The organism is Cupriavidus sp. P-10, assembly GCF_003402535.2.
GTDB lineage: Bacteria > Pseudomonadota > Gammaproteobacteria > Burkholderiales > Burkholderiaceae > Cupriavidus.
In genome coordinates this window covers 1,789,257-1,806,091 of sequence record NZ_AP025170.1, presented here as the reverse complement: position 1 = coordinate 1,806,091, position 16,835 = coordinate 1,789,257, and the positions used below count along the sequence as shown (strand labels likewise).

Annotated in this window: 14 protein-coding genes, 1 tRNA gene and 1 pseudogene; 10 read left to right on the top strand and 6 right to left on the bottom strand. The window is 65.9% G+C overall.

The window, feature by feature from the left end:
- Positions 1 to 14: 14 nt before the first annotated feature.
- Complete coding sequence (locus CTP10_RS08285; protein WP_116323013.1) at positions 15 to 3,938, bottom strand: BTAD domain-containing putative transcriptional regulator; 3,924 nt, start codon at positions 3,936 to 3,938, stop codon at positions 15 to 17.
- 258 nt (positions 3,939 to 4,196) lie between these two features.
- Between CTP10_RS08285 and CTP10_RS08280 the strand changes: the two genes are divergently transcribed.
- The gene (locus tag CTP10_RS08280; RefSeq protein ID WP_116323014.1) at positions 4,197 to 5,570 is read left to right on the top strand and encodes a tetratricopeptide repeat protein; all 1,374 of its coding nucleotides are present in this window, start codon (positions 4,197 to 4,199) and stop codon (positions 5,568 to 5,570) included.
- 107 nt (positions 5,571 to 5,677) lie between these two features.
- Positions 5,678 to 6,445 (top strand): ParA family protein, encoded by a 768-nt coding sequence (locus tag CTP10_RS08275; RefSeq protein ID WP_116323015.1) that lies wholly within the window; start codon positions 5,678 to 5,680, stop codon positions 6,443 to 6,445.
- 76 nt (positions 6,446 to 6,521) lie between these two features.
- On the opposite strand, the gene CTP10_RS08270 is transcribed toward CTP10_RS08275, so the two are convergent.
- Positions 6,522 to 8,723, bottom strand: coding sequence for a penicillin-binding protein 1A (locus CTP10_RS08270; protein ID WP_442875121.1), 2,202 nt, complete (start codon positions 8,721 to 8,723; stop codon positions 6,522 to 6,524).
- 444 nt (positions 8,724 to 9,167) lie between these two features.
- A tRNA-OTHER gene (locus CTP10_RS08265) sits at positions 9,168 to 9,240 on the bottom strand.
- Between the two features lie 207 nt (positions 9,241 to 9,447).
- On the opposite strand from CTP10_RS08265, the gene CTP10_RS08260 reads away from it, so the two are divergent.
- Positions 9,448 to 10,230 carry an alpha/beta fold hydrolase gene (locus CTP10_RS08260; RefSeq protein ID WP_233528387.1) on the top strand — a complete coding sequence of 261 codons (783 nt, stop codon included), beginning with the start codon at positions 9,448 to 9,450 and terminating at the stop codon, positions 10,228 to 10,230.
- 160 nt (positions 10,231 to 10,390) lie between these two features.
- Entirely contained in the window at positions 10,391 to 10,933 is a 543-nt protein-coding gene (locus CTP10_RS08255; RefSeq protein WP_116323018.1) for a hemerythrin domain-containing protein, read from the top strand.
- A 5-nt stretch (positions 10,934 to 10,938) separates the two neighbouring features.
- Here CTP10_RS08255 and CTP10_RS08250 read toward each other — a convergent pair whose 3' ends face one another.
- Together CTP10_RS08250 and CTP10_RS08245 are read right to left on the bottom strand one after the other, a co-directional pair.
- Positions 10,939 to 11,247, bottom strand: coding sequence for an EthD family reductase (locus CTP10_RS08250; RefSeq protein ID WP_116323019.1), 309 nt, complete (start codon positions 11,245 to 11,247; stop codon positions 10,939 to 10,941).
- Positions 11,248 to 11,340: 93 nt separating this feature from the next.
- Positions 11,341 to 11,631: a hypothetical protein gene (locus tag CTP10_RS08245; protein ID WP_116323020.1), complete on the bottom strand. Its 291-nt coding sequence runs from the start codon at positions 11,629 to 11,631 to the stop codon at positions 11,341 to 11,343.
- A gap of 201 nt (positions 11,632 to 11,832) precedes the next feature.
- Between CTP10_RS08245 and CTP10_RS08240 the strand changes: the two genes are divergently transcribed.
- The 4 genes and pseudogenes from CTP10_RS08240 to CTP10_RS08225 all read left to right on the top strand — a co-directional run bounded on the left by CTP10_RS08240 (position 11,833) and on the right by CTP10_RS08225 (position 13,851).
- Positions 11,833 to 12,054 carry a DUF2188 domain-containing protein gene (locus CTP10_RS08240; protein ID WP_116323021.1) on the top strand — a complete coding sequence of 74 codons (222 nt, stop codon included), beginning with the start codon at positions 11,833 to 11,835 and terminating at the stop codon, positions 12,052 to 12,054.
- An 88-nt stretch (positions 12,055 to 12,142) separates the two neighbouring features.
- Positions 12,143 to 12,409 (top strand): PepSY domain-containing protein, encoded by a 267-nt coding sequence (locus CTP10_RS08235; protein ID WP_116323022.1) that lies wholly within the window; start codon positions 12,143 to 12,145, stop codon positions 12,407 to 12,409.
- Positions 12,410 to 12,445: 36 nt separating this feature from the next.
- Positions 12,446 to 12,961, top strand: a pseudogene (locus CTP10_RS08230) (cytochrome b/b6 domain-containing protein); the annotation flags it as partial.
- 158 nt (positions 12,962 to 13,119) lie between these two features.
- Positions 13,120 to 13,851 (top strand): MBL fold metallo-hydrolase, encoded by a 732-nt coding sequence (locus CTP10_RS08225; protein WP_116323024.1) that lies wholly within the window; start codon positions 13,120 to 13,122, stop codon positions 13,849 to 13,851.
- A 12-nt stretch (positions 13,852 to 13,863) separates the two neighbouring features.
- Here CTP10_RS08225 and CTP10_RS08220 read toward each other — a convergent pair whose 3' ends face one another.
- Positions 13,864 to 15,015, bottom strand: a complete 1,152-nt coding sequence (locus CTP10_RS08220) for a citrate/2-methylcitrate synthase (protein ID WP_116323025.1) — start codon at positions 15,013 to 15,015, stop codon at positions 13,864 to 13,866.
- A 110-nt stretch (positions 15,016 to 15,125) separates the two neighbouring features.
- Here CTP10_RS08220 and CTP10_RS08215 point away from each other — a divergent pair, with 110 nt between their 5' ends.
- Positions 15,126 to 16,079, top strand: a complete 954-nt coding sequence (locus CTP10_RS08215; protein ID WP_116323026.1) for a 2-hydroxyacid dehydrogenase — start codon at positions 15,126 to 15,128, stop codon at positions 16,077 to 16,079.
- Between the two features lie 27 nt (positions 16,080 to 16,106).
- The gene (locus CTP10_RS08210) at positions 16,107 to 16,793 is read left to right on the top strand and encodes a fumarylacetoacetate hydrolase family protein (RefSeq protein ID WP_116323027.1); all 687 of its coding nucleotides are present in this window, start codon (positions 16,107 to 16,109) and stop codon (positions 16,791 to 16,793) included.
- The last annotated feature ends 42 nt before the right edge of the window (positions 16,794 to 16,835 follow it).

The window sequence follows — 16,835 nt, the reverse complement described above, 5'->3', positions numbered from 1 at the left end:
GTGCATGCGTCTCACTAATTACTCCCTGCCGCCAGCCGCATCAGTGCGGCATCGATGGCATCCAGCGACGCGTGCAGGCCGGCCGCATGCGCCTCGTCCCTGAGCTGGCGCAGGTTCTCGCGAAGCGCCGGCGTGCCGCCGCCCTCCTCTTCCTGCCCGGCGTCGACCAGGGCGCGGCCCCTGCGGATCAGGAAGTCGCCCCAGGGGAACGGCTCAGGCCGCATGTAGTCCTGTAGCGCCGCCAGGTAGCGATCCGCTTCCTGCCAGCGCCGCAACGACACGGAAACGTCGATCGCGGCTTCCAGCAGGTCGACGTGGCAATGGCTCACGCAGCCCTGCGCCAGGATCGCTTCGGCCTGCCGCAAGGCGTCGAGTTGCCGGCCGGGATCGCGCGTGGTGCGTGCCAGGAAACCCAGCACGGTGGGGCCCGAGTAGCGCAGCCCGCTGGCGTGGCTCAGTTGCAGCGCCTCATCGAGCAGTGCCTCGGCTTCCTGCATCTGGCCGAGCGCGCCGAGGGCGAGGCCAAGCCGCGCCAGCACCTCGGCCTCGAAGCGGCGCGCGCCCAGCCGGCGCGTCAGCGCCAGGGCCAGCCGCGCTTGCGCTTCAGCGCGCGGCCAGTCGCCGGCCAGCTGCGCGGTCGAAGTCATGACGTCGTAGGCCAGCATTTCGCTGCGCGCATCGCCGATGCGCTGGGCCAGCCGCAGCCCTTCCTCGCAACCGGCACGCGCCGCATCGAGCTGGTTGCGGAACAGCTCCACCGCGCCCACCATCGGCAGGTTGGCGCATTCGATGCGGACAAAGCCGTGTGCCCGCGCCAGTTCGACGCAGCGGGCAAAGTGCGCATGGGCGGTAATCATGCGGCCTTGCTGGTAGTAGGCATCGCCGAGGCCGCCAAGCGCACGCGCCTCGCCCAGCACCGATCCGGCTGCGCGTGCGTGGCCGAGGGCGCGCTGGTGGGCGGCGAGGCACTGGTCCATGTCGCCCATCGGGAAATAGAGGTTGCCGCGCAGCGATTCGATCTCGGCCAGCCGCTCGGACTGGCCCAGCGCGGCGGCGGCCTGCTCGGCCTCGCGCAGCGCTGACAGGGCTTCGTCATGCCGGTCGAGCAGGCGCAGGGCCGCCGCCGTGCCCTGCCATGCCCGCGCCTGCTGCGCCGCCCCGCTCGCAAGCGGCTGGGCCTGCCGGAACGCCTGCAGGGATTGCGCGGCTAAACCCAGATCCAGCGCCAGCTCGCCATGCAGGCAGGCAAGCGCATGCCGGCAAGCGTCGTCGCTGTCGAGCCGCCGCGCGCGTTCGACCAGGCGCAGCGCGCGCTCGCCGCGGAAGTGCGCCGCCTCGTACCGTGCCGCGGCGGCATAGGCCTCGGGCGCGCCGGGATCGCCCGCGGCGTCGAGGTGCTCGGCCTTCAGTGCCGGGTCCCTGCCCTCGTACCAGGCGGCCGCGCGCCGGTGCAGGTTCTGTCGGCGCGACTTGAGCAGCGAGGCGTACACCGACTCATGGATCAGTGCGTGCATGAACAGGTAATCCTCGCCTTCCGGCCGCGTCATGGCGGCCATGACCAGGTGCTCGCACGCATAGGCGGGATCCTGGATCAGGTGCCGCAGCGCGGCGGGGCTGAAGCGCTGGCCCAGCACGGCAGCGGCTTGCAGCGCCTGCCGGTCGGCGGTGGAGAAGCGGTCCAGCCGCGCCAGCACGATGCTCTGCAGCGTCCCGGGCAGTTCGTCCCCGCCGGTTTCCGCGCCCGCCTCGGCGCCGCGCAGCAATTGGTCGAGGAACAGCGGATTCCCTTCCGCCCGGCGGATGCAGGACGCGGCCATGGCGGGATCGACCTGCCGGTAGCAGGCCGCCAGTTCGTGCGCTTCGGTATCGTCCAGCGGCCCGAGATCGATGGTGGTCAGCGGCGCGCCCTGGCTGGTCGCGCGCCACGCCGCATCGACCGGGTCGTGCTCCGGGCGCACGGTCAGCACGAGCAGCAGCGCATGGTTGCGCGTTGCCGCGGCCAGCTGCGCGAGGCAGTCGAGCACCGTACGCTCCGCCCAGTGCACGTCTTCGACCACGATCAGCTGCGCCCGGGCGGCACTGCGCCGGATAGCCAGCGCTACCATCAGGCGCTGCGCGCCGCGCTGCCGGCTGGCGGCATCCATCGCGGCCAGTGCGGCGGCATGCTCGGGGGACTGGGGCAGCTCCAGCATGTCGTGCGCAAACATGAGGTCTTGCTCCGCAAGTTGCCAGGCGGTGAGCCTGCCTTCGAGGGCCGCCCCGTTGCCGCCCTCCGCATCGGAACGCGGCGCGGCGCCCAGCAGGCTGCGCGCGAGCATGCGCATGGGATCGCCGCCGCTGCCGGCGCCGAAGTCAAGCACCAGGGCCCGGTGCGCTTCCATCCCGCGTTCGCGCGCCAGCGCGACGAAGCGTCCGGCCAGCCGGCTCTTGCCGATGCCGGCCTCGCCGCGGATCAATACGACGCGGCCATGGCCCGAGCGCAGGCAGCTGTCGGCCACGCCGGCCAGTTGGGCCAGTTCCGCGTGCCGCCCGATAAAGGCGTGCTCGGCCGGCGCCTGCTCCACCCCTAGGAATCGCCGTACGTGCCACAGCGGGATCGGCTCGGCCACGCCGGGCAACGCGGCCCGGGCCGCGCAATCGGCTTCCAGGCGTCCGGGCAGCGCCTGGTAGACCCGGTTGGACACCATGGTGGCGCCGGCCCCGGCAGCTTCCATCGCCTGCAAGGCCACGCCGACCGGGCCGCCGGTCAGCATCATGCCGCTGTCACCATAGGCCGCCAGCACCTGCCCGCTTGCCAGGCCCACCCGGGCCTGCAGCCGAGCCTCGGCGGCACCGGCCAACCGCGCCAGCCCGGCATGCAGCGCCCCCGCGGTGTGCAGCGCGCGCTCGGCGTCGTTGCCGTGCGCCACCGGAACCCCAAACACGATGGTCAGCCGGGTGCCGATTTCATCAGTAATGTGGCCGCCGCAGGTGCCCGCCAGGGCGCGGGCCTGCTGGCGCCAGCAGGCCAGGGCCTGGTGCAGTTGCTCGGGTTCCAGCGCGCCGGCAGCGCCCTCGTCCAGGCTGGCCACCAGCACCACCGCATGGCGCAGTTGCGGCTCGGGTGTCAGGGCGGCCGCCAGCGTGGCGGCGGATGGGGCCATGTCCGAACCGGCCGTTTGCACGGCGGCGTCGTCACCGCCCGGGCTGCCCGCTGCCGGCTCGCGCCGCGCGCGCAGGATGGCCTGGTACAGCGCGTCGGTCTCGGGCTCGGGCGACACGCCGAGCTCGCGTTGGAGTGCCGCCCGGCACAGCCGGTATTGCTTGAGCGCCAGCGCCTGCCTGCCCTGCCGCTCATACAGCCGGATCAGCGCCCGGTGCACGGCTTCCTGCAGCGGGTCGAGCGCAAGCAGGCGCGTGGCGCTGGCGATGGCAAGGTCTGTCGCGCCGGCCTGCTCGTGATGCGCCAGCAACTTCGCCAGGACGCCCAGCGCCACGCCGCGCAGGCGCTCGCGCTCGATTGCCAGCCAGTGGTCGAAGGCCGGCGCGGCGGCGTGGAAGCCCTCCAGCAAGTCGTCCCGGTACAGGTCCGCGGCGCGGGCCAGCGATGCCGGCGTGGCTTCACGGGCACACTGCTCGAACTCGCACACGTCCACCGAGATCTCGCCCAGCATCACGCAGTCGCCTTCCGCCAGTACCACGTGCTGGCCCTGCGTGCCGGCATCGTCCAGCGCGCGGCGTGCAGCGCTCAGCGCCTGGCGCAGGCTGCTGCGCGCCTGCTCGGCATTGCTCTCCGCCCAGCACAGCGCGGCCAGCTTGTCGCGCGGCTGGGCCCGCCCCTGGGCCAGCGCGAGATAGGCCAGCACGGCGCGCGCCTTGCGCGCCGTCAGCGGAATCGGCGTGCCGTCGGCGGAACTGAGGTGGAAACCGCCGAACAGTTCAAGACGGGCGCGGGTCATGGGATGGAGGCTGGCAAGCCCATCATTTATAGGCGACGCCAAAGGACTACGCTGCGTAGCCCCGCCGCAAAGAGAATCAATCGCTACTTTCACGCCCGCGGCAACTTTCACGCTTCTTTCACGCCGGACTGCCGGACCCCTTCACGGCCCCTGCCTAGTATCAGCACAACCTCGGGCGCGAGGCACCACCGCGGCGCGCGCGAACGGTCAATTTCATCGGGACAAGGGCTGTCTCCATCACACTGGAAGGATTGCGTCATGGCACATACTGATTCGCGGAGTGTTTCGGTCTCAAGCACCAACGCCAGCTCGATCGAGCGCTTCGAGGCGGCCCTGGAACTGCTGCACGGCTACTACGGCGACCCGCTCACCGTGATCGACCATGCGCTGGCGGAAGATCCCGGCTTCGTGATGGGGCATGCGCTGCGCGCCGGGATGATGATCACCGCCGGCGACGGCACCGTAGCGCCGCTGCTGCGGGAAAGCGTCGAAGCCGGCGAGGCGCTGTCCGCCGGCGCGAACGAGCGCGAACGCCGGCATATCGCCGCGGCGCGTGCGTGGCTGGATGGCCACTTCACATGCTCGATCCAGCTCTACGGCGACATCGTGATCGACTATCCGCGCGACAGCCTGGCGCTGCAGGTTGCCCATATCGGCGACTTCCTGCTTGGGCAGTCCACCCTGCTGCGTGACCGCATCGCCCAGGTGCTGCCCCACTGGAATACCCGCGTGCCGGGCTTCGGCTATGTGCTGGGCATGCATGCCTTCGGCCTGGAGGAAACGCACCGGTACGAGCAGGCCGAGGAGCGCGGCCGCTTCGCGCTGGAGCTGAACCCGCGCGATCCCTGGGCGATCCATGCGGTGGCCCACGTGATGGAAATGCAAGGCCGCCAGGACGAAGGCATCGACTGGCTGAGCGGGCGTGCCGGCGACTGGTCGCAGGACAACATGATGGCCGTGCACAACTGGTGGCACCTGGCCCTGTTCCACCTGGAGCTCGGCCATGCCAGGCAGGTGCTGGACATCTACGACGCGCATATCCGCGAAAACCAGTCTTCAGTCGCGCTGGAACTGATCGATGCCTGCGCCATGCTGTGGCGTCTGCACTTGCGCGGCATCGACGTGGGCTCGCGCTGGAATGAACTGGCCGACACCTGGCAGGCCCGCGGTGCGCAAGGGTACTACGCTTTCAACGACACCCATGCGGCGATGGCCTTCCTGTGCGCGGGGCGCGATGACGCACTCACCGCCCTGCTCGCCGGCATGCGCGCCGCTGCAGCCGGAGGCGGCTGCAACGCCATGATGACGCGCGAGGTCGGCCTGCCGGTGACCGAGGCCCTGGTCGCCTTCTCCCGGGGCAACTATGGCCGTGCTATCGGGTTGCTGATGCCGGTACGCCAGATCGCGCATCGCTTCGGCGGCAGCCATGCCCAGCGCGACCTGATCAACCTGACCCTGATCGAGGCGGCGCTGCGCGGTGAACACGCCAACCTGGCCTGCGCGCTGGCGGCCGAGCGCATGGAGCTCAAGCCGATGAACCCGAGCCTCAGCAAGCTGGTGCAACGCGCGTCCGCGCTACAGCGCGAGGCGACGGACGGCCGGCAGGACGCGGCAGCGGCGAAGGCGGCATAGGGGCTGTCACCTGTGGCGGGCGGGCGCCAGATGCCCGCTTTCCATGACCACGCGCCGCCTCGCTAAGGTATGCTTTCGCCTTCGAAACGGTCTTCTCAGAGGAAGAAATGCGGCGCGTCGTATTCAATCAGAAGGGCGGTGTTGGCAAGTCAACAATTGTATGCAATCTTGCGGCAATCAGCGCCAGCGAAGGCTTGCGCACTTTGGTCGTCGACCTGGATGCGCAAGGCAACTCGACCCAATACCTGATGGGCGCGCGCGCCAGCGAGGCGAGTCCGAGCGCGGCAAACTTCTTCGAAGCGTCCCTGACCTACAGCTTCAAGCCGGTGGACCTGACGTCGTATATCCATTCGACGCCCTTCGAGAACCTCGACGTGATGCCAGCGCATGCCGACCTTGACGCCCTGCATGGCAAGCTTGAGTCCCGCTACAAGATCTACAAGCTGCGCGACGCCCTGCTCGAACTGGAGTCGGTCTACGACGCCATTTACATCGACACACCGCCAGCCCTGAATTTCTATACGCGCTCTGCACTGATTGCCGTGGAGCGCTGCCTGATCCCGTTCGACTGCGATGACTTCTCGCGCCGTGCCCTTTACACGCTGCTCGATAACGTGAAGGAAATCCAGCAAGACCACAACGACGCGCTGCAGGTCGAGGGCATCGTCATCAACCAGTTCCAGCCGCGCGCCAGCTTGCCGATAAAGCTGGTCGAAGAACTGATCAGCGAGGGGCTGCCGGTACTTGCGTCGCGGCTGTCTTCCTCGGTAAAGATCCGGGAATCGCACCAGCACGCTACTCCCATGATTCACCTGGATCCGCGCCATAAGCTCGCGCAGGAATACGTGGCGTTGCACCGGGAGTTGGCTGGCTGAAAACTGCACGTGCGCCCGGGTCAGGCAGCCCCCCTGCTTCGCGGACGCGTACCAGGCGCTGGCGGTGGTGTCAGTACTACCAGAACAGGAAGTGCCGATGCTGCCGTGCCTGGGCTTCGCGAGGCGACCGGGCCTCAGGGCTGAACCGCGCCTCCGGGTCGACAACCCGTGCCCGCAGTGCCATATCGTAGAACGCGCCTACCATCGGCAGGGCGCTGCGCGCGCCCTGCCCCCAGTAGTCGCCGAGCGTCACGCGCCCATCATCAAAGCCCGCCCACGCGCCCGCGACCAGTTGGGGATGCATCAGGATGAACCAGCCATCGGCATTGTCCTGCGTCGTGCCCGTCTTGCCCGCCACGTCGGCGCGAATTCCGAAGCGCGTCCGGATGTCCGCCCCGGTGCCTCGGGCCACGACGTCGCGCATCACATCGACGAGCGTTTGCGCCGCAGCTGAGGGCAGTGCCTGTTCCGGCGATGCGCTCCCAAATTCGGCAAGGACCTTGCCCTCGTGATCCTCGATGCGGGTGACCATGCGCGGCTCGACATAGGCGCCGCGGTTTGCAATCGTGCTGTAAGCCGAGACCATTTCCTTGAGCGTGACCGGGCTCGTGCCGAGCGCTAGCGACGGCACCGGTTCAAGCGCACTCTCGCGCACGCCCATCGCGCGCGCAAGCCGTGCGACTTTTTCGGGGCGTGTCTTTTGCATGAGCTGGGCGGTAACGCGGTTGCGGGAGTACACCAGCGCGTCGCGCAGCGTCATCGGCCGGCCGGTAGGCGGCTCCGCGTCGGTGGGCCGCCACATGGCCTGCCCTTTCAGTGGAATGGCAACGCTGCGGTCTACGATCGTGTCGCCCGGCCGGGCGCCATCTGCGAACGCCGCCCCGTAGACAAACGGCTTGAATGTCGAACCCGGCTGACGCCGGGCCTGCTGCACGTGATCGAACGGTGCGTCCGTGAAATCGCGACTACCGACCCATGCCCTGATATCGCCGTTGCGCGGATCGATCGCGATAAAACCCGCCTGGACCTGCGTCTTGCTTCGGCAGAGGTCACGGACGAAGGTCAGGTTCCGGCCGAGGTTCCTGAGCGCCGTCTGATCCGATTTGCCAGCATCGCGTGCGGCGCGATATTCGGGCGTTTGCCGCATGAACGTCCGGAACAGGTCGTTGCCTGGGTGACAGCCCCGGCGTTCGTTCCATGCCCCGTTCGCGATCCATTGCAGCTGGCTCGCCTGCCAGTTCACCGCCTGCAACGCCATGGCCTGCAGGCGAAAATCTATGGTCGTGCGCACGACAAGCCCGTCGGCGTAGATGTTGTAGCCGTTGCGCTCGGCCCATGCGATCAGCCACTTGCGCAGTTGCACTGAAAAATGCGGCGCGGCGCTTCGCGGCGCGGCCTGCACCTCGAAATTGACCCTGAGGGGCTGTCGGCTCAACCAGATGTAGGCATTGGGCCTGAGCTTCCCGTGCTTGTTCATCTGCCCTAGCACCGTGTTCCGCCGCTGCATGGCGCGCGCCGGATTGAGAACGGGGTTGTAAGTGCTGTTGGCCTTGAGCATGCCGACCAGTGTCGCGCTTTCGAGAATATCGAGCTGATGGGCCGATTTGCCGAAGTAGGTGCGCGCCGCCATTTCCACGCCGTAGGCGTTGTACAGGAACGGCACATTGTTCAGGTACGTCTCAAGGATCTGGTCCTTGCTGTACACGGCTTCGATCTTGAGCGCCGTGATCGCTTCCCTGATCTTGCGTGCCAGGGTCGGGGCGCGGCCGACTTTGTCGGGATACAGGTTGCGCGCGAGCTGCTGCGTGATGGTCGAACCGCCCTGGCGATCGCCGGAGAACGTATGCAGCGCAGCCGCCGCCATGCGCAGCCAGTCGATGCCGTGATGCTCGTAGAAGCGGTGATCCTCGGTTGCGATCAATGCATCCAGCATGTACGGCGAGATCTGCCTGAGCGATACCCACTCGCGATTGACCGGTTTGAATTCGTCGAGCACTCTGCCGTCGACCGACACGATGAGCGCCGGGCGGTCGATGCGAGCTTTCCGAATATCGCTGATGCCAGGTGTAAAAGGCACGAGCGCCAGCACGTACAGCAGGAACAGCACGGGCACCGCGGCGAGGGTCAGGATGACGCCGCGTCGCGTCGGCCGGCGCATGCGTTCCAGCGCGCCCTTGAAGGCGCGCCCTGCCGCCGTGACGTTGGCAACGACCAGCGGTCGGATACGGATGAGCCACCGCGCGCAATACTCTCGAAACAACAATACAGGGCGGCGAATCACGGTGGCGGGACGTTTGGCGGAAAGAGCGGGATCGTACCAAAGCGCGGGAACGCGTCTGGTGCCAAACGTGGATGCGCGGCACCGCGCTAACAATCGATTACATCTGTTTCATTTGGACAGAGTCATTCGTGGCAGGCTGAGCATGGGTCTTGGGCTTTCCCACGAAAACTTGTCGGACAAAGACCGATAGCACTACAAACAGGCAGCGACTAGATTGACCCGCTCGATCTGGCATCTTCATGGGAGGCGAAAACATGCAGGACATTCTTATTCTGACCGTCGGAGGTCTGTTGCTCGCTGCCCTCCTCTTCCCCGGTCACAAAAGCCGGCGAAGCAAGTAATCGATGCAGTCTGGCGACGAGAATCGACGGAGACCCTGGTTCGGCTGACAGCCCTGCCTGACGACCGCCCGGGTTCGCGTCGGTCTGCCATTGAATGGGGTTGCGGCAGGTGGAATCGAACCACCGGCCTCGGGGAGAATAAGACCCGCGCGCTTCCACTGCGCTATGCCGCAATGAGAGCAATTGTGCGACTTTCGACATACGGCCACTGTGCGCTTGCGCACTGGCCGATATAAGAAAAAGAGCGATGGCGATCGTGGGCTCCAGCGCTCGTCAGGTACCCAGGGCGGCGCTATTATCAAATGCAATAACCTGACTCTTGACGCGTTCGGCCCGTCCTTCGCGTCTTTCTGCATCGGAGGGGAAACGTGCCAAACGTAATGTCCGACGGTGTTTCCATCCACTACGAGGTGAAGGGCCAGGGTTCGCCTGTGCTCTTGCTGGCGGGGCTGGCGGGAGTGGGCACATCGTGGGGGCCACAGATCGAGCTGTTCGCCGCGCATCACCAGGTAATCGTGCCCGACCACCGCGGAACCGGCGCGTCCGGGCATACCGCCCGCGATATGACGATTACACAACACGCACGGGACATGGCGCGGGTTGTCGAGGCGGTAGGATGCGGGCCGGTCCACGCGGTCGGTTCCTCAACGGGGGGCGCCATCGCGCAATGGCTGGCGATCCGTCACCGCGAGCTGCTGCGCAGCGCGACCATCGTCTCTTCCATTGCACGCGCGGATGCGTTCTACCGTCGCCAGTTCGAGATGCGGCGACGGATGCTGACCGATTCCGGGATGCGCGCATCCACCGAGGCCAACGCACTGTTCCTTTTCGATGCGAGATTCATGCGCGAACACCCGGAGCAGGTGCAGGCGTGGGTGAACGCGACAGCGGCCGGCACATTTGAACCGGAGATCGGCTTCGCCCGGATCGACATGATCGTGTCGCACGACGCCTTCGACGCTCTTCCGTCGATCACGACGCCGACCCTGGTGATGGTCGGCGAGCGCGATTTCTGCGCCCCGCCCTACTTCTCCGCGGAGATTGCCGAGCGGATTCCGGGAGCCGAGCTTGCCACCCTGGACGGTGGTCACTTCATCTTCCTGGAAAAGCCCGATCTCGTGAACGCCACGATTGAGGCCTTTATCGCCAGGCACGAACAGTGAGCACGGCCTTCCGCTGTTGGTAGCACGCGGGTCAGGACATGCGCCTCTTTGATCTGGATCAGACCCACGTCGCGAGGGAAGACTATTGTTACTGAAATGTTGCAGTTCCGATGAATTTGGACGCAGCGGTTTCCGTAACCAGTTTTCCCTGGAGGGCGCCATGGCCAACCAGCTTGCCGTCTGGCATTCCGACCATATCCATTTCGCCGCACTGCTTGACCTGCTGGAAGAACAGGTGAACGCCTTTTACCGGGAGGAGCCGCCAGACTACGGCCTGATGGGCACGATCATCGATTACCTGCGCAACTATGGCGATCGCGTTCACCACCCTCGCGAGGATGTGGCATACGCCCTGCTCGTTGAGCGATCCCCGGACATGCAAATTGTGGTCAGTCGGCTCCTGCAAGAGCATCGTGTCATTGCCGCGGTGGGCGAGGAGCTGCTCAGCCGGCTGCATGAAGCTGAAAGCGACGTCATCACGTCGCGGACGGCGCTCGAAGCCGCCGCCGCCATGTACCTTGCCTACTATCGCAACCATCTCTCCACTGAGGAAAAACAGGTCATGCCGCGTGCCGCGCAGCGACTGACCGAAAGGGATTGGACCGAAGTCGCGGAGACCGTTCCGGATGGCGCCGATCCCCTGTTTGGAGACAGGGTACAAGCGCGTTTCGCGGCGTTGCGCAAACAGATCGAAGCTGCCTGACAGGGCTACACCTCTTTGGTGTCGAAGACCAGAAGATCCACGCCTGCCTGTGCAAAATTCGCCAGGTCGGCCGCGGCCGCGGCGCCCTCTGGCGAAGCGAGAGCCTGCTGCATTGCCTCCAGGGAATCGAAGGTAAGCAACGCTACCAGATGGAAAGGTGATTGCCCGGCTGGCGTCTCCACCGGACTGCTGCTTACCTCGTAAGCCTGCAAGCCGGGCATCTTCCTGGCAATCGGAACGTGCTTCGAGAAGTAGTGCGCGTCGAACGCCGCCTTGTCGGCGGGCATCTTGTACAGTGCGACAAGCTTTGCCATGTTGATCTTCCGGTTGGGCAAGCCTGGGGCGGATCGAAATGGCGCGCCAAGGCACGCGGCGCACTTGCGATCTGCCCTGCTTGCGTACAGCGGCTATTTCACGTGCAGGATGACGGTCCCCTCGGCAATCGTCGGCGCGCTGGCACCGGTACCGGTCGCGTTCTCGGCAATCCATTCCCTGGCTTTCTTGACGCTCTCATCCACGCCCGCTTTGTCATTGCAGGTCGTCACGGAGAATCCGCCATCGGTGGTCCGCACGAGCGTATAGCTCACCAAGCCCTGGACCGAGCGCATCAGGGATTCGACTTCCGGTGTCCGCTTTTCCAGCAGATCAAATAGCGCCCTGGCCCCGCTTCCGGCATAAGTCCTGATAACAGTGTGCATGATTCGTCCCTCCATCGAATGACCCCGGATTTCGCGAAGTCGCGCAAAGAAGGATGTGATGGCACCAGTTTAGGTGCGACCAGAGCTTCCATGAAAGACGGGCGGAAGACTGCTACGGCTGCCACGCGCTTGTCGGACAACGCCTGATAGCGGCGCGGTGACGTTGGGCAGACACTGAGGGCACAACCTCCGGAGACGACCATGGCCAGCAAGAACATCCACGTCGTGCCTACCCATAACGGTTGGGCCGTTGAAGCGGAAGGTGGCGCCGGCAGGCAGCAGCGATTCACTTCCATGGATCACGCGATTGCCACCGGCAGGGAAAAGGCCAGGCGTGCAAAGGTGGAACTGCTTGTCCACGGCCGTGACCGCCAGATCGTGGAGCGAAGCTCGTTTGGCGATCCGGGCGAAGTCGCGGGCTGATTTGGCCAGTCCCTCTGCGGGCCCGCCGCGGATTGCGAATGATTCTCGCGTGCACTATGCTCAAGACTCCCTCGAAACGGAGACTCCCATGCTGAAGCTTGGTGCGCTGATGGCAATGATCCTGGTGTCCGGTTCAGCACTGGCTAGCGCGAAATGTCCCGCGCACCCCAAGAGCGAATGGATGAAGGAAAGCGACGCCCGCGCCAAAATCGAGGCGCAGGGCTACAACATCAAGAAATTCAAGGTTGACGGAAATTGCTACGAGATCTACGGCACCACCAAGGATGGGAAAAAGGCTGAGATCTATTTCGATACCAAGACGCTGGACGTGGTCAAGTCAGAAATCGAGAAGTAACGACACGGGATTCCGTCGTCCCTGCCCTGCCGTACCATGCAGCCTTCGCGCCCGTCCATTCTGGTCTGGGACCCCATTGTCCGAATGACGCACTGGAGCGTGGCGGCACTGGTGCTGTGGGACCTGTACGAGGATTCCGGCGGGCCGCTGCACCGCAATCTCGGCTATGCCGCCGCGTGCCTGGTGCTGATCCGCGTGGCGTGGGGTGTCGCAGGGTCGGGCGCAGGGAATTTCCGCGCGTGGATGCCCACCCATCACGGGGTACTGGCCTATCTCAAGTCCGCCGCCGCCGGGCGCCCGCCCCGCTATCTGAGCCACAGTCCGCTTGGCGCCATGATGATGCTGACGCTGTGGATCTTCATCCTTGCACTGGCATTTACCGGTTGGCTATCGCGGCTGGACCGGTTCTGGGGGGAAGACGGCCCCAAGGATTTCCACGCCATCCTGGCCTACGTGTTGATGGCGCTGGTCGGCATCCATATCGCCGCTGCATGCTTCATGAGTTGGCTGCACAAAGAGAACCTGATGCTGGCCATGGTCACCGGCAGGAAACCGGCACAAGAGGGAGACGGCCCGCCGACGGATGCTGAATCAGCAACCGCGGCCGAATTACCTGCAATGCCCGCCGCCTCAGCGGCAAAATCCGGTGCCAAAGCGCCACCGCTCCGCCCGCATTGACCCTTCCCTTGCGCCTTCAGAAGGAGCGCGCCATGGCGACCCTAGCCCTTTCAAGCGGGACAACGATCGGCGAGATTGCGGACCGCATCTATCGCATCTCCACGCCGGTCGAGATCCCTGGCGGTGTCGGCTTCTCGTTTAACCAGTACCTGATCGACGACGAAGAGCCGCTGCTGTTTCATACCGGCTTGCGCAGGCTGTTTCCGGTTGTCAGCGAGGCCGTCGAGCGGATCATGCCAATCGATCGTTTGCGCTATGTCGGTTTCTCGCATTTCGAGTCTGACGAATGCGGCGCGCTCAATGCGTTTCTCGCTGCCGCGCCGCGTGCGGAGCCACTGTGTGGCCAGATCGCGGCCATGGTCTCGGTGAGTGACTATGCCGACCGGCCGCCACGCGCGCTGGATGATGGCGAGACAATCTCGCTCGGGCAGCACAGCGTGCGCTGGCTGGACACACCGCATCTGCCGCATGCATGGGAGTGCGGGTTCCTCATGGAGACCACGTCGGCAACGCTGCTCTGTGGGGACTTGTTTACCCAGGGCGGCTCGCAGCTCCCGCTGCTGACCGAAGGTGACATCCTCGAGCCGAGCGAGGCGTTTCGTCGCAAGATGGACTACTTCTCGCACACCAGGAACGCCCGCGCCATGCTGGAACGCCTCGCTGCCTTGCAGCCGACGACGCTTGCCTGCATGCACGGCAGCGCCTGGCGCGGCGATGGCGCGGCCTTGTTGCGCGCGCTCGCCGACAGCGTCGAACGCGGCTAGCCCTGTCGCGCCTCAACCCTCGGCCGCTCTTTCAGGCGGCTTCCCGACATAACGCCCTCTCGGGCGTATCACTTGCCCCACACCGAGTTGTTCCAGGCTATGCGCCAACAGTCCGATGCTCCGTGCCGTGGCGAACATGCCAAACGCTGCGTCGTCAGGCAGCCCGTAGTGGGTAACCAGGGCCGCCAGGGCAACATCGATATTGGGTTGCAGGCCGGTCAGGCGAGTCGCCTTCTCGATAAAACGGGCGATGACTTCGGGCGGATCGAACAGGGCCAGCAGCGCAGCCGCGCGCGGATCGCCTTCGGGGTAGAGATGATGCCCGAAGCCAGCCAACGGCAAGCCAGCGGACAGGTGGTGGGCGATCACCTGATCTTCGCCCTGTCGGTCCAGTTCATTGAATAGCGCCTTCACGCGGCCCGAGGCGTCGCCATGCAGCGGACCGGACAGTGTGGTCAGGCCGGACAGGAGGCAGGCCGGCAGGGATGCCCCAGTGGACGCGGCAATGCGCGCGGCAAAGGCCGAGCTGGTCAGCTCGTGGTCGACCAGAAGCACCATTGCGGTCCGCAGGAGATCTGCCACTTGCGGGGATTGCTTCCACCCTTGCGCAAAGCGCAAGTGCAACGGCTGTTGTCCCGCATGCGCGCCAAAGCTGTTGGCCAACTGGCCCACCAGGCTCTGGCATTCGTAATGCAAGACGCGGGTCATGCGCCCATGGGTGGAGTGGCCCGTGGCGGCCAGCTCGGCCAGGGCCCTGAACGCGGCAACACGCCCCGGCTTGCCGCAGCGGGCGGTCGCTGAAAAGTCGACGGGTTGGTCGGCATTCCAGAGCAAGCGCGCAACGTCTTCCAGGCTCGCCGAGCCCGCCAGCATCACCGCGTCCTGGCCGCGGTAGTACAGCCGCTCCCGCACAAACGTGGAGAGCGCGGTGGGGATGCTGGGCTCCGCGCCAAACAGCGTATTGGTTGCGAGCGTCTCGAACTTGCGCCCGGCCTGCTTGCGCCTGGCCAGGTTTGCCACATCTTCGGCGCGGTACAGGCTGCGGCGTGTGTCCGTGGGGTCTGAAGTGACTTCCAGCTTGCCTCGGCTGACATAGGCATAGATCGTCTGCGGCCGGACGCCAAGGCGCTTGCACGCCTCCTCCATCGATATCCAGGAACCCATGATGACTTGTGGTTGAGTAATTTTATGTTGATTTTATATATCAAGATTGCCTATCAAATCAACTTATCACACCATGCAGTCAACCTTCAACAACCTGACTGCATCCGGACATGAAGCCACAGATCCTGCAACTCAATCCCATCCTGATCCCGGCGGCCAATGACGAACTCGCCACCCGCTATCAGGTTCACAAACTCTTCGAGATCGCGGACCAGCACGCCTGGCTGCGGGAGCATGGCGCCGCCATTGAGGCCGTCATTACCGGTGGGCACACCGGAATCTCCCGGGCGATGCTGGAACAGTTGCCTGGCCTGAAGGTGGTAGCCGTCAATGGCGTCGGGACGGATGCGGTGGATCTGGCCTACTGCCGTGAACGCGGCCTGCCCGTCACCGCCACCCTGGGCGCACTGACCGAAGACGTGGCAGACCTGGCCATCGGCTTGCTGATCGCAGCCTGCCGCAATATCTGCGCCGGCGACCGCTTTGTGCGCGACGGCCAATGGGAGTTGCATCCTCAGCCCAGCGCCATCCCGCTTGCCCGGCGCTTCAGCGGCATGCGCGTCGGCATCGTGGGCATGGGGCGAGTCGGCCGCGCGGTCGCGACGCGGGCCGCCGCCTTTGGCTGCCCCATCCGCTATACCGACCTGCACCGCATGGACGACATGCCGCATGAGTTTGTGGCAGATCTGCGCCAGCTTGCGCACGACAGCGATGCGCTGGTGCTGTGCGCGGCTGCCGACAAGGCCGAAGGCCTCGTCGATGCCGCCGTGCTGGATGCGCTCGGCGCCCGCGGCTTCCTCGTCAACGTGGCACGTGGCCGACTGGTCAACGAGGTTGATCTCGCCGAAGCCATTGCCGCGGGCCGCATCGCGGGCGCCGCGCTGGACGTATTCGTGGACGAGCCTCGCGTTCCCCTGGCGCTACGCCAGTCCGACCGCACGACGCTGCAGGCCCACCGCGCCAGCGCCACCTGGGAAACCCGCGCCGCCATGGCGCAGATGGTGCTCGACAGCGTCGCCCAGGCGCTGGCCGGCAGCCGTCCCACCATGAGCCTGACCACCTGAGCGCGGGTTCAATCACGGACACCCAAGATGACCGATTTCGTTTTCCCACCCGCGGCCACGCCCGCCCTGCCCGTCAGCGGCCGCGCGGCGCTGTTTCCCGTCGCGAGGGTCTTCTGCATCGGGCGCAACTACCGGTGGTCTCCTGACGAACCGGCGCCACGGAAAATGCCCGCATGGTTCATGAAGCCCGCCACCGCCGTGGTGCCCGCGCAGGACCGGCTGCCCTATCCGCCGGGAACGGGAGACTTTTGCCACGAGGTCGAACTGGTGGTCGCCATCGGGCGTGGCGGCCGCGACATCGAGCCGGCGCAGGCCGAGGACCGCCATATCTGGGGCTATGCCGTCGGGCTCGACCTGACGCGCCGCGACCTGCAGCAGCAGGCCAAACGCGTGGGCGGACCCTGGGAACCAGCCAAGGCCTTTGACCACTCGGCGCCCTGCAGCCCGATCGTGCCCGCGGCCGACTGCGGGCATCTCCGGGAAGGGGCGATAGCGCTGGAGGTCAACGGCGTCGAACGGCAGCATGCCGACCTGTCCGGGTTGCTGTGGCCGGTTCACGAACTCGTTGCCATGCTGTCGCGCTCCGTGACGCTGATGGCCGGCGACCTCATCTTTACCGGCACGCCAGCAGGCGTGGGGCCTTTGCATCCCGGCGACGTCGTCAGCGCCAGCGTGGCCGGCATTGGCGAATTCTCACTGACCGTCACCCACTGATGGCGCAAGGCCCCCTCATTCCTGATTTTCGTTCCCACCTCA